The following is a 12,066-nucleotide window of genomic DNA, read 5'->3' on the forward strand; positions in this document are numbered from 1 at the left end:
TGGGGTCGATCCGCTCGGCCATCGCGCAGCACGGCTACCCGCCGTCGATGCGGGAGATCGGTGACGCCGCCGGACTGGCCTCGCTGTCCTCGGTGACCCATCAGCTGGGCCAACTGGAGAAGTGGGGCTACATCCGCAAGGATCCGGGACGGCCCCGCGCCATGGAGGTCCTGCTGGACGAGGACGGACAGCCCGTGTCGACGGCCGCGGCCGTCTCCCCGGACACCGCCGATCGCCCGGCTCCGGTCACGGCCCTGCACACCGGTGCGGTGGAGGGCACCTCCGTTCCGGTCCCGCTCGTCGGTCGTATCGCCGCCGGTGGGCCGATCCTGGCTGACCAGCAGGTCGAGGACGTCATGACGCTCCCCCGCCAGCTCACCGGCGAGGGAGAGCTGTTCATGCTCAAGGTCTCCGGTGACTCGATGGTCGACGCCGCGATCTGCGACGGGGACTGGGTGGTGGTCCGCCAGCAGAACTCGGCCCAGAACGGTGACATCGTGGCGGCCCTGCTGGATGATGAGGCCACCGTCAAGACGTTCCGGCAGCGCGACGGCCACACGTGGCTGCTGCCGCAGAACTCGGCCTATGAGCCGATCCTCGGAGACGAGGCGACGGTCATGGGCAAGGTGGTCACGGTCCTGCGGGCCCTCTGACCGGGACACTGATGCGGAGCGCGGCGATGAACCACCGTCCCTTCCCGAGAGGCGTCCGGGTGGCGGACGCCGAGCGCTTCGTCTACACCCGGGGACGGCTCCTGGAGCGTCGTCGCCTGGACCTGTTGCTGCACGGGGGCGGTCCCGAGGGCGTCCTGGCGGCGCTGGGCGCGTATCGCAACCCCGACGGCGGATTCGGTCACGGCCTGGAGCCCGATGTCCGCTCCCCGGTGAGCGAGCCCCTCGCCACCCTCACCGCCCTCGACCTGCTGGCCGGGTGGGACCTGGCCGACCATCCCTGGTTCCGCAGCGCGCTCGAGTGGGCTGCCTCGGCGTCCGGGCTCGACGGTTCACTGCCCTTCGTCACCGAGCCCTCCCTGGCCTGGCCGCACGCGCCCTGGGTACAGCTGTGGCCCGGGGGATCCCACCTCACCTTCGGCTTCGCTGCCGCCGCCCTCCGGACCGGCTTCGTCGGCGGGTGGGCCGAGGCGGCCGCGGCGTGGTGCCGCTCCCAGCTCCGCGAGGGTGAGCTGTCGGCCTACGCCGTCAAGTACGCCCTGCGCTTCCTGGCCGCGGACCGGGGTCCCCGCACCGAGGGCCCTGCCGAGGCCGCGGTGATCGAGACATGGCGGTCCCGCTTGGACCGCGACGGCGCGCTGGCGGTGGAAGGCGGGGCCGAGGGCGAACGGCTGCACCCCTGGGACCTGTGCGCCGACCCGTGGTCGGCGCCGGTGATCGAGCCGGGGGCCGCGACCCCAGCGCGCCGGCTCTTCACCGACAGGCAGCTCCGGGCGGACCTCGACCGGGTCGTCATGGGCCAGCAGTCGGATGGGGGCTGGCACGTCGACTGGCCCGCGTGGTGCCCGGGCCAGGGCCTGGACTGGCGGGGCATCCGGACGGTCGAGGTGCTGGAGCTGCTCTCGGCCGTCGACCGCTCGTGATCCCTAGGCAGGGTCGCGCAGGCGTTCCAGCACGCCCCGCACCACGGCCGGGTCGGTGGTCGGCCAGAAGTCCGGCAGGGTGGACCGCAGGAACCCTCCGTAGCGTTCGGTGGCCAGCCGGGGGTCCAGCACCGCCACGACCCCCCGGTCCGTGGTGGTCCTGATCAGCCGGCCGGCGCCCTGTGCCAGTCTCACGGCGGCGTGGGCGGCCGAGACGGCCATGAACCCGTTGCCGCCGTGACGGCTGACCTCCCGGGTGCGTGCGGTCCCCAGCGGGTCGTCCGGACGGGGGAACGGGATCCGGTCGATCACCACCAGACGGCAGGCCGATCCGGGCACGTCCACGCCCTGCCACAGGCTCATGGTCCCGAACAGGCAGGTGTCCGGTTCGGAGGCGAACTGGCGGACGAGGGCCGAGAGGGTGGCGTCTCCCTGGCAGAGGATCTGGGGCGCCGCCCCCAGCCTGCTGCGCATCTCCGCGGCGGCGTCCTCGGCAGCGCGCCTCGAGGAGAACAGGCACAGTGCCCCTCCCCCGGAGGCGAGCAGCAGGGACTCGAGCTCGTCGTAGGCGTCCGGGGAGGAGGTCCGGCCGGGCCGGGGCAGGTGCCGCGCCACGTAGAGCACGCCCTGGCGCGGGTAGTCGAAGGGGCTGCCCACGTCCACCCCGGTCCATCGCGGTGCGCCCGGCCCGAGCAGCCCGAGCGAACCCGCCACGGGGTCGAAGGACTCCCCCACCGTCAAGGTCGCGGAGGTCAGCACCGTGGTCGCCTGGCCGAACAACCCCTCCCGGAGCCGGCCGGCCACCGACAACGGGGCGACGCTCACCACCGGCGCGGCGGTCTCGTCACCGGGGACCCATCCGGTCCCCGGCTCGAAGCGGCCCGGACGGGAGGCCCACAGCACCTCGGGGTAGTCCGCGTCCGGGACGGCGTCGAGCATCCTCTCGGCCACCTCGAGGACCTCCTGGAGCCGCGAGCGTGCCATCTGGCGGCCACCGTCGGCCGCCTCGGCGGAACCGCCTGCCCCACCGGGCCCCTTGGAGTCGCTGAGCCCCTGCCGCGCCGCATCCCGGACCGCCCGCAGGGCGTTCTGCTGGACCTCGTCCGGCCCGCGCGGGATGAGTCCGGTGGGGGTGGCGGCGAATGCCGCGTCCAGCCCGACGCCGGCCTGCATCAGGTCCTCGACCGCGATCGCCGTGTGCTTGCGTGCCGCGGAACCGGCCGTCTGCACGATGGCTCCGGACAGTTGTCCGGTCACCGCCCCCGTGACCCGGTCCTGCAACTCATGGGCCTCGTCCACGATCACCGCGTCGAACTCCGGCAGGACGGCCAGGCCCTCGAAGGCGCTGATGGCCAGCATCGCGTGGTTGGTCACCACCACGTCGGCCTCGGCCGCATCGGCCCGCGCCCGTTCCGAGAAGCACTCCTCGGCCATGGGGCAGCGCTGGGCGCCGATGCAGTCGACCGCCGAGACCGAGACCTGGCGCCAGGCGCGGTCACTCACCCCGGGCTCGAGGTCGTCCCGGTCCCCGGACTCGGTCTCCTCGGCCCAGTCGCGCAGTCGCTTGACCTCCCGGCCCAGCGGGCTGGTCGGTCCCGCGTCACCGGTGACCATCGCCTCGCCGTCGTCGGCCAGGCCGAACAGGGCCTGCCCGTCCTCCTCGGGGAAGCCCCCGTCGATCTTGTGCCGGCACAGGTAGTTGGAGCGGCCCTTGACGAGTGCCACGGTCATCTCCCGGGGCAGCTCGTCCTGCAGGGCCTCCAGCAACCGCGGGGCGTCGCGGCGCATGATCTGCGCCTGCAGGGCCAGGGTGGCGGTGGCGACCACGACCGGGGCCTCGGCGTCCACCGCGTGCTGCAGTGCCGGCACCAGGTAGGCCAACGACTTCCCCGTGCCGGTGCCGGCCTGCACGAGCAGGTGGGTCCCGGACTCCAGGGAGCGGGCCACCTCCACGACCATGCGGCGCTGGCCCTCGCGGTGCTGCCCGCCCGTCGCCTCGACGGCCGCGTCCAGCCACTGCAGGGCCTGCCGCTCGGCCTCGGTGCGGGCGAGCACGTCCTGCTCCGGAGCGGTGTGCTGTGCCGTGTCCGTCATGCCCCGGCCGGTTCCGGCCGGTCGACGGAGAAACGCCGCAGGTCATCGGCGAGGTCCTCGCGGACCAGCACCCGCAGCCGGGTGCCTCCCGACTCATAGGTCTCGGAGATGATGTCCGCATCCGGGGAGTGCAACCGGGAGACCACGTCCCCGTCCGTGAACGGGATGAGCAGGTCCAGGGCCACGTCCGGACGCGGGATGGCGTCCGCGATGGCCCGCTCGAGCTCGGCGATGCCCTCCCCGGTCCGGGCGGAGACCACCACCGAGCGGGGTTCGCGCTGACGCAGCCGGGCGATCGCCACCGGGTCCGCGGCGTCGGCCTTGTTCAGCACGATGATCTCGGGGATCCGTCGCGCGTCCACCTCGGCCAGCACGGTGCGAACCGCGGCGATCTGGCCCTCCGGGTCCGGGTGCGAGGCGTCCACGACGTGCAGGATCACGTCCGCGTCCGCCACCTCCTCCAGGGTCGAGCGGAACGCCTCGACCAACTGGGTGGGCAGGGACCGCACGAACCCGACCGTGTCCGAGAGCGTGTAGCCGATCCCGTCCGGGGTGACCGCCTTGCGCACGGTGGGGTCCAGGGTGGCGAACAGTGCGTTCTCCACCAGGACCCCGGCATGGGTCAACCGGTTCAGCAGCGAGGACTTGCCGGCGTTCGTGTATCCGGCGATCGCCACGGACGGCACCCTGTTGCGGCGGCGGTTGGCCCGCTTGGTCTCGCGGGCGGGCTTCATGGCCGCGATCTCCCGACGCAGCTTGGCCATCCGGGTCCGGATCCGCCGGCGGTCGAGCTCGATCTTCGTCTCACCGGGACCGCGGGAGCCGATGCCCTCGCCGGCGGCCGCCCGGCCACCGGCCTGACGGGACATGGACTCACCCCAGCCGCGCAGTCGCGGCAGCAGGTACTCGAGCTGGGCCAGCTCCACCTGGGCGCGGCCCTCACGGGACTTGGCGTGCTGGGCGAAGATGTCCAGGATCAGGGCGGTGCGGTCGATGACCTTCACGCGGACCACGTCCTCGAGCGCACGCCGCTGGGAGGGCGCGAGCTCCGAGTCCACGACCACGGTGTCCGCGCCGGTCATCGCGACGATGTCCCGCAGTTCCTCGGCCTTGCCCTTACCGAGGAAGGTGGCCGGATCCGGGGTGTGCCGGCGCTGGATGAGGCCGTCGAGCACCTCGGAGCCCGCGGTCTCGGCGAGCGCCGCCAGCTCGCGCAGGGAATTCTCTGCGTCCGCGGCGGTGCCCTCGGACCAGAGCCCGGCCAGCACGACGCGCTCGAGGCGCAGCTGCCGGTACTCGACCTCGGTCATGTCCTCGAGCTCGGTGGAGAGCCCGGTGACCCGGCGCAGGGCCTGGCGCTCGGCGAGGTCGTACTGCTCGCCGTCGGCCTCGGTGTGCCCGTCGTCGCCGTCGGACAGGGCCAGGGCACGGCCCTCGGTGGGCCTGACGCCGTGCTCGACGGAGGCACTGGCCGCGTCGGCGGCCAGGATGCGTTCGATCACGTCCTGGATCTGGGACTCGTCCGGCTGGTCGTTCCCGTGCTGGGGGTTCTCGGTCATGGTCTCCTTGGAAGATGCGTGGTATCTAGGGTAGTCGCTCGGACGGACGCCCGAAGGGTCTGGCGTGCCGCTGGGGATGGGGTTGTTCGGGGCCATGGGTGGACCTCCCGGGGAATCGGCCACACGGCCGCGACGCTGCGCGGGGCCGAGCGGGTGCACGTCGAACGACGCCGATTCCACGGCGGGGCGTTCGGGACGGTGCTGGACGGGTGGGTTGCCATCACGGAGCGATCCTCGACCCGTCAGCGCGGGGAGTCATCGGTCCGGAGCCGTGAGCAGTCGCTCACTCGGGCTCAGCGCAGGAAAATCCACATGTCGTCCAGTATATGGCCCCTGTCAAGTAACATCGGGCGGTGATGGACTCCGCACACTACTTCTCCGCCGACCCCGCCACGCCCGAGCGTCGACGCCGGATCACGCTCACCCTGGCCGGCCGGGAGGTCGCGGTGCAGACTGCGAACGGCATCTTCTCCCCGGAGGGCCTGGACAAGGGCACGGCGGCGATGCTCCGCACCGTCCCCGGGCCGCCGCCGTCGGGCCGGTTCCTGGACATCGGCTGCGGCTGGGGGCCGCTGGCGCTCACGCTCGGGCTCTCCAGCCCGCAGGCGGAGGTCACCGCCGTGGAGGTCAACGACCGGGCGGCCCAGCTCTGCCGGGACAACGCGGCCGCCCTCGGCCTGGACCGCGTCACCGTGTGCCGGCCGGAGGACGTACCGGAGTCCGCCCGGTTCGACCTGATCTGGTCCAACCCGCCCATCCGCGTGGGCAAGGAGGCCCTGCACGGGATCCTGCTGCAGTGGCTGCCCCGGCTGGCACCCGGAGGGCGTGCCTACCTCGTGGTCCAGAAGAACCTGGGCGCCGACTCCCTGCTCCCCTGGATCCGGTCCGCCCTGGAGGAACGGCACCCCGGTGCGTTCAGCGTCTCCCGGCACGCCACGGAGAAGGGGTTCCGGATCCTGCTGGTCGAACGCGCCTGAGCCGGCCCGTCCGGCCGGGGCGGGGTGCGGGAACGCGCCGGCCGCAGGGACGACAGCGGGTCGTCGCGGCCGTTGCCCTCGGGCGGTGACCCCCGCCGGGTCACGGGTGCGTCCTCAGACCCCGAACGCGGGCGGGTAGGCGATCGGGCCGGCGGGCACCGGTTCGCCGAGCACGAGCGCCATCATCGCCTCGTCCGGCGCCTCGAACGGCGCGCTGATCCCGAGGCCCGACGCCGGCCGGAACCCGAAGCGCGGGTAGTACCCGGCGTGGCCCAGCACGAGGACGACGCGTTCCCCCGCCTCCCGCGCGGCCGAGAGCACGGCCTCGATCACCGCGGTGCCCGCCCCACGGCCCTGGTGGTCCGGGAGCACGGAGCAGGGGGCGAGGGCGGCCGCCGGTTCCCCGCCCACGTGGCAGCGGGTGATCAATGCGTGTCCCACGGGGCCGGCGTCGGGGTCCCGGGCGTCCGCGACGACCCAGGACAGTCCGGGCAGCCAGGCGCCCGGGTCCCCGCGCAGGGCGTCCACGAGGTCGGCCTCGGCCGGCGTCGGGAAGGCGGCCTCCACGACGCGGCGGACGGCTGCCCGGTCCCCGCCCCCGGGGTCCTCGGGCCGCACCGTCCAGCGGACCGGGCTCACAGCACCGTGCCCTCGAAGACCAGCTCGGCCGGACCGGAGAGGATCACGTGCTCGGTGCCGTCGGGCTGGGCGCGGAAGTCCACGCCCACGAGGCCACCGGGAACCCCCACCTGCCAGCGGCTGGCAGTGTCGTCCCCGGCCCAGAGGCGGACGGCGGCTGCGGCCGCGCAGGCGCCGGTACCGCAGGACAGCGTCTCACCCACGCCGCGTTCGTGCACGCGCAGGTCCACCCGGCCGACGTCTTCGTGGAACAGCGGGTCGGCCGCGACGACGAACTCGACGTTGGTGCCGTTGGGCGGCACCGGGTCCACGGACGGCTGCTGGGTGAGGTCCAGTGCCGCCAGTTCGGCGGGCTCGGCAAGCGCCACGACGGTGTGCGGATTGCCCAGCGAGATGCTCAGGGCGGGCCGCGGGTCCACCAGCCCGGCCGCGAGCACGAGCGAGTCGGAGGCGCTCTCCCGGGCCAGTTCGGGATCGATGAGGCTCCACGGCCCCATGTCGATCGCGTAGCCGTCCTCCAGCCGGGTCACGGTCCGGATCCCGGCGCGGGTCCCGATGGTGAGTTCCTGCCCCGGTGCCAGGTCCACCAGGCCGCGTTCGGCGAGGTAGTGCACGAAGACGCGGACGCCGTTGCCGCACATCTCGGCCACGGAACCGTCCGAGTTGCGGTAGTCCATGAACCAGACGGCCTCCGGGTGGTCCTGCAGCAGGTCGCGTCCCTCGATGAGATGCGAGGACTCCACCACCCGGATCAGCCCGTCGCCGCCGACGCCGAAGTGCCGGTCGCACAGGGCGGCCACGTGGTCCGGGGACAGCTCGGTCTCCCCGTTCGGATCGGGCACGAGCACGAAGTCATTGCCGGTGCCCTGCCCCTTGGCATAGCGCAGGCCGCCCAGCTGGTCGAGGGCGGTCCGCAGGCGGTCGGGGTCCTGGGCGATCGGCAGGGTCATGGAGCCAGTCTAGGCGGGACCTGTCCGCCCAGGTGCGCCAGCACCCGGTCCAGCAGGTGCGCCTCGGTCGGGTCGAACCACGTCACGCGCGGGTCGGCCCGGAACCAGGTCAGCTGCCGGCGGGCGAACCGGCGCGTGGCGGTCGCGGTGTCCTCGATGGCCCAGTCCAGGTCCGCCTGACCGTCGAGGACCTGCAGGATTTGGGCATAGCCGATGGCCCTGGACGCGGTCTTCCCCGTCCGCAGGCCGGCGGCGTCCAGGTCCCGGACCTCGTCGACGAGCCCGGCCTCCACCATGCCCACCACGCGCCGGTGCAGGCGTGCATGCAACCGGGCGCGGTCCAGGTCCAGGCCGATCTGGACGGTGGGCCGCAGGTAGGTGCGCCGGGGCATGAAGGAGGAGAAGGGCCGGCCGGTGAGCTCATGGACCTCCAGGGCGCGGACGACGCGGCGCACGTCGCCCAGCCGCTCCGCGCTGGCCGGATCGACCTCGCGCAGTCGCTCGCGCATCCCGTCCAGGCCCACCCGCGCGGACTGCTCCTCCCAGCGGGCCCGGACGACCGCGTCCGTCGGCGGGAACTCGAGCTCGTCGAGCGCGGCCCGCACGTAGAGCCCGGACCCCCCGACGAGGACCGGCCGCAGTCCCCGCCGGGTGATGTCCTCGATCACCGCGCGCGCGGCGCCCTGGAACCGTGCCACGGAGGCCTCCTGGGTGACCTCCAGTACGTCCAGGAGGTGGTGCCGGATCCCCCGCCGCTGGGCCGGGGGCAGCTTGGCCGTGCCGATGTCCATGCCGCGGTAGAGCTGCAGGGCGTCCGTGTTGACGATCTCCCCGCCCAGGCGTTCGGCCAGGTCCAGCGCCAGGTCGGACTTCCCGGTCCCGGTGGGCCCGACGACGGCGATCACCTCCTGCATGGACCGGCTCAGGAACCGACGCGCAGGGAGGGCATGCCCAGGCTCACCCCGGCGGTCCCGGCGGCACCGGCCGCCCCGCCCGGTGCGGGCACGCCGCAGGACTCGGCCTGGGCACGGTCCCAGGCGTCACCCGAGCGCGACCGGCGCAGGAGGTAGTCCTGGGCCGTGGGGTCGGCGATGAGATGGTAGGGGTGCGACTCGGTGATGGTCACGGTGACGAAGTCCCCGGGGCGCGGCGCCTGCTCCCCCGCCGGGACGCTGAAGTGCACGAGACGGTTGTCCGGGGCGCGGCCGGCGAGCCGCCCGGTCTCCGCGCCCTTGCTGCCGGGCTGGTTGGTCACCAGCAGCTCCTGGCGGGTGCCGAGCAGCTTCGCCGTCTCCTCCGCGCTGATCCGGTCCTGCAGGGCGGTCAGACGTTCGAAGCGCTCCTGCACGATGTGCTTGGGCACCTGGTCCTCCATCTCCCCCGCGGGCGTCCCGGGGCGGATGGAGTACTGGAACGTGAAGGCGGAGGAGAACCGGGAGGCCTCCACGACGGCCAGGGTGTCCTGGAAGTCCTCCTCGGTCTCCCCGGGGAATCCGACGATGATGTCCGTGGTGACGGCGGCGTGCGGGATCCGGTCGCGGACCTTGTCCAGGATGCCGAGGAACTTCTTCGACCGGTAGGACCGGCGCATGTCCTTGAGCACCTTGTCCGAGCCGGACTGCAGGGGCATGTGCAACTGCGGCATCACGTTCGGGGTCTCGGCCATCGCCTCGATGACGTCATCGGTGAAGGAGGCCGGGTGGGGGCTGGTGAACCGCACCCTCTCCAGGCCCTCGATCTCGCCGCAGGCCCGCAGCAGCTTCGCGAAGGCTCCCCGGTCCCCGAACTCGACGCCATAGGTGTTGACGTTCTGGCCGAGCAGGGTCACCTCCACGGCGCCGGCATCCACCAGCGCCTGCACCTCCGCGAGGATCTCCCCGGGGCGGCGGTCCTTCTCCTTGCCGCGCAGGGCCGGGACGATGCAGAAGGTGCACGTGTTGTTGCAGCCCACCGAGATGGAGACCCACCCCGAGTAGGTGGAATCCCTCTTGGTGGGCAGCGTGGAGGGGAAGGCCTCGAGCGACTCGAGGATCTCCAGCTCGGCCTGCTGATTGTGCCGGGACCGTTCCAGCAGCACCGGCAGGGAGCCGATGTTGTGGGTGCCGAAGACCACGTCCACCCAGGGCGCCTTCTCCAGGATGGTGTTCTGGTCCTTCTGGGCCAGGCAGCCGCCCACCGCGATCTGCATGCCCGGGTGGTTGTCCTTGACCGAGCGCAGGTTGCCGAGGTTGCCGTAGAGGCGGTTGTCCGCGTTCTCCCGGACGGCACAGGTGTTGAAGACCACGAGGTCCGGCTCCGTGGTCTCGTCGGCCGGGGCGTACCCCGCGGATTCGAGCAGACCGGAGATGCGCTCGGAGTCGTGTACGTTCATCTGGCAGCCGAAGGTGCGGACCTGGTACGTGCGGTCATCGGGGGTCAGGAGGGCGGAAGTCACCGCAGCATTCTAGTCGTCGAGCTCCAGCCCGCCCAGCACGTCCTTGACCACCCCGAGGGCCATGCCGGGCGCGTAGCCCTTGCGGGCGAGCATGCCGGCGAGACGTCGCACGACCTTGTCCCGCTCCGCCCGTGACTCGGGGTCATCCCCGGAGGGCACCGGGCGGCCGCGGAGTTTCTTCTCCACCAGTTCGATGGCGGCGGCCCGCTCGCTGTCCTCGCTGATCGTCTCCAGGGCGTGCTCGGCGGCCTCACCGGTGACGCCCTTCTGCTGCAGTTCCCGCCGCAGCGCGCCGCGGGCCAGGCCGCGGCTGCGCTGCCGGGAGGCGACGTAGGACTCGGCGTAGGCCTCGTCGTCGACGAGCCGCACCGCCTCCATCCGGTCCAGCACCGCAGACGCCACCTCGGGCGGCACCTGACGCTCTGCCAGCTTCTCCTCGAGCTGCCGGCGAGACTTCGGCGAGGCGGTGAGCTGGCGCAACACGATGGACCGGGCCACCTCCTCGGCGGCCGGTTCCGGATCGTCCGCAAGATGCTCGGGAAGGTCCGGATCCGGCACCACGCGAAGATGGCGGCGGGTCATCGGGCCGGGGACTCCCCGGAGACGGCCCGCAGCTGAGGCTCGGCGGCCGAGTCCTCCTCGGGCGCGACGCCGATCCCGAGCTTCTCCAGGATCCTGGTCTCGATCTCGTCCGCCAGGTCCGGGTTGTCCTTGAGGAACCGACGGGCGTTCTCCTTGCCCTGGCCCAGCTGATCACCGTCATAGGTGAACCAGGCGCCGGACTTCTTGACGATGCCCTCCTCGACGCCCATGTCGATGAGCGAGCCCTGGCGGGAGATGCCCTCGCCGTAGATGATGTCGAACTCGGCCTGCTTGAAGGGCGGGGCCATCTTGTTCTTGACGATCTTGGCGCGCGTGCGGTTACCGACCGCGTTGCCCGCCTCCTTGAGCGTCTCGATGCGGCGCACGTCGATGCGGACCGAGGCGTAGAACTTCAGCGCCTTACCACCGGTGGTGGTCTCCGGGCTGCCGAAGAACACGCCGATCTTCTCGCGCAGCTGGTTGATGAAGATGGCCGTGGTCTTGGTCTGTGCCAGCCGGCCGGTGATCTTACGCAGCGCCTGGGACATCAGGCGGGCCTGCAGGCCGACGTGGCTGTCACCCATCTCACCCTCGATCTCGGCGCGGGGCACCAGGGCCGCCACGGAGTCGATGACGATGATGTCCAGCGATCCGGAGCCCACGAGCATGTCCATGATCTCCAGGGCCTGTTCACCGGTGTCCGGCTGGGACACCAGCAGCGCGTCGGTGTCCACGCCGAGCTTCCGGGCGTACTCCGGGTCCAGCGCGTGCTCGGCGTCGATGAACGCCGCGATCCCGCCATTGCGCTGCGCGTTGGCCACGGCGTGCAGGGCGACGGTGGTCTTACCCGAGGACTCCGGTCCGTAGATCTCCACGACGCGGCCACGCGGCAGGCCGCCGATGCCCAGTGCGACGTCCAGGCCCACCGAACCGGTGGGGATCACCTCGATCGGTGCGCGCGCGTCGTCGCCCAGGCGCATCACCGACCCCTTGCCGAACTGCTTGTCGATCTGGGCCAGTGCGGCTTCCAGTGCCTTCTCGCGGTCGTTGGCTGACGCCATGATTCACCCCTGGGTCTGTGTTGGTGACGGGCGGCCGTCGAGGCCGCTCCCTTGTGCTGTAGAGAAACCTATCCGCCCGCCCGGACGAGTTAACGGGACAGGACGGTCGCTGTGGATGACATACCCGGGTTCCGGCTCCGGAGAAGTCCTGTGCAGGAGACTACCGCCATTCGAAC

11 protein-coding genes are annotated in these 12,066 nt (G+C 72.2%); 3 read left to right on the forward strand and 8 right to left on the reverse strand.

Features of this window, described 5'->3' with window-relative positions; all coding sequences use genetic code 11:
* Nucleotides 1–47 precede the first annotated feature (47 nt).
* Together lexA and CITRI_RS0112335 are read left to right on the forward strand one after the other, a co-directional pair.
* Nucleotides 48–653 carry a transcriptional repressor LexA gene (lexA, locus tag CITRI_RS0112330; protein ID WP_083843438.1) on the forward strand — a complete coding sequence of 202 codons (606 nt, stop codon included), beginning with the start codon at nt 48–50 and terminating at the stop codon, nt 651–653.
* Nucleotides 654–679: 26 nt separating this feature from the next.
* Nucleotides 680–1,594: a hypothetical protein gene (locus CITRI_RS0112335; protein ID WP_010145153.1), complete on the forward strand. Its 915-nt coding sequence runs from the start codon at nt 680–682 to the stop codon at nt 1,592–1,594.
* A 3-nt stretch (nt 1,595–1,597) separates the two neighbouring features.
* Here CITRI_RS0112335 and CITRI_RS0112340 read toward each other — a convergent pair whose 3' ends face one another.
* Complete coding sequence (locus CITRI_RS0112340; protein WP_010145154.1) at nt 1,598–3,688, reverse strand: ATP-dependent DNA helicase; 2,091 nt, start codon at nt 3,686–3,688, stop codon at nt 1,598–1,600.
* Entirely contained in the window at nt 3,685–5,247 is a 1,563-nt protein-coding gene (gene hflX, locus CITRI_RS0112345) for a GTPase HflX (RefSeq protein ID WP_010145155.1), read from the reverse strand. The genes CITRI_RS0112340 and hflX overlap by 4 nt, the downstream gene beginning before the upstream one ends.
* A 356-nt stretch (nt 5,248–5,603) precedes the next feature.
* On the opposite strand from hflX, the gene CITRI_RS0112350 reads away from it, so the two are divergent.
* Nucleotides 5,604–6,224, forward strand: coding sequence for a class I SAM-dependent methyltransferase (locus CITRI_RS0112350; RefSeq protein ID WP_010145156.1), 621 nt, complete (start codon nt 5,604–5,606; stop codon nt 6,222–6,224).
* 114 nt (nt 6,225–6,338) lie between these two features.
* Here CITRI_RS0112350 and CITRI_RS0112355 read toward each other — a convergent pair whose 3' ends face one another.
* From CITRI_RS0112355 to recA, 6 genes are read right to left on the reverse strand one after another with little or no spacing between them, the layout of a single operon-like run.
* Entirely contained in the window at nt 6,339–6,863 is a 525-nt protein-coding gene (locus CITRI_RS0112355; RefSeq protein ID WP_010145157.1) for a GNAT family N-acetyltransferase, read from the reverse strand.
* A complete protein-coding gene (dapF, locus tag CITRI_RS0112360) occupies nt 6,860–7,813 on the reverse strand; it encodes a diaminopimelate epimerase (RefSeq protein ID WP_010145158.1) in 954 nt (317 codons plus the stop codon). The genes CITRI_RS0112355 and dapF overlap by 4 nt, the downstream gene beginning before the upstream one ends.
* A complete protein-coding gene (miaA, locus tag CITRI_RS0112365; protein ID WP_010145159.1) occupies nt 7,810–8,727 on the reverse strand; it encodes a tRNA (adenosine(37)-N6)-dimethylallyltransferase MiaA in 918 nt (305 codons plus the stop codon). Before miaA ends, dapF begins: the two co-directional genes overlap by 4 nt.
* Nucleotides 8,728–8,735: 8 nt before the next feature.
* Nucleotides 8,736–10,247, reverse strand: a complete 1,512-nt coding sequence (gene miaB / locus CITRI_RS0112370; protein ID WP_010145160.1) for a tRNA (N6-isopentenyl adenosine(37)-C2)-methylthiotransferase MiaB — start codon at nt 10,245–10,247, stop codon at nt 8,736–8,738.
* A gap of 9 nt (nt 10,248–10,256) precedes the next feature.
* Nucleotides 10,257–10,829, reverse strand: a complete 573-nt coding sequence (locus CITRI_RS0112375; RefSeq protein ID WP_050813688.1) for a regulatory protein RecX — start codon at nt 10,827–10,829, stop codon at nt 10,257–10,259.
* Nucleotides 10,826–11,890: a recombinase RecA gene (gene recA, locus CITRI_RS0112380; RefSeq protein ID WP_010145162.1), complete on the reverse strand. Its 1,065-nt coding sequence runs from the start codon at nt 11,888–11,890 to the stop codon at nt 10,826–10,828. Before recA ends, CITRI_RS0112375 begins: the two co-directional genes overlap by 4 nt.
* Between the last annotated feature and the right edge of the window lie 176 nt (nt 11,891–12,066).

The organism is Citricoccus sp. CH26A (assembly GCF_000224415.1).
GTDB lineage: Bacteria > Actinomycetota > Actinomycetes > Actinomycetales > Micrococcaceae > Citricoccus.

Excerpts from the sequence above, each read along its gene's own strand:
- recA (WP_010145162.1), bottom strand. The coding sequence starts at position 11,890 with ATGGCGTCAGCCAACGACCGCGAGAAGGCACTGGAAGCCGCACTGGCC.
- lexA (WP_083843438.1), top strand. The coding sequence starts at position 48 with ATGCGGGAGATCGGTGACGCCGCCGGACTGGCCTCGCTGTCCTCGGTG.
- hflX (WP_010145155.1), bottom strand. The coding sequence starts at position 5,247 with ATGACCGAGAACCCCCAGCACGGGAACGACCAGCCGGACGAGTCCCAG.
- CITRI_RS0112335 (WP_010145153.1), top strand. The coding sequence starts at position 680 with ATGAACCACCGTCCCTTCCCGAGAGGCGTCCGGGTGGCGGACGCCGAG.
- CITRI_RS0112350 (WP_010145156.1), top strand. The coding sequence starts at position 5,604 with ATGGACTCCGCACACTACTTCTCCGCCGACCCCGCCACGCCCGAGCGT.
- dapF (WP_010145158.1), bottom strand. The coding sequence starts at position 7,813 with ATGACCCTGCCGATCGCCCAGGACCCCGACCGCCTGCGGACCGCCCTC.
- CITRI_RS0112375 (WP_050813688.1), bottom strand. The coding sequence starts at position 10,829 with ATGACCCGCCGCCATCTTCGCGTGGTGCCGGATCCGGACCTTCCCGAG.
- CITRI_RS0112340 (WP_010145154.1), bottom strand. The coding sequence starts at position 3,688 with ATGACGGACACGGCACAGCACACCGCTCCGGAGCAGGACGTGCTCGCC.
- miaA (WP_010145159.1), bottom strand. The coding sequence starts at position 8,727 with ATGCAGGAGGTGATCGCCGTCGTCGGGCCCACCGGGACCGGGAAGTCC.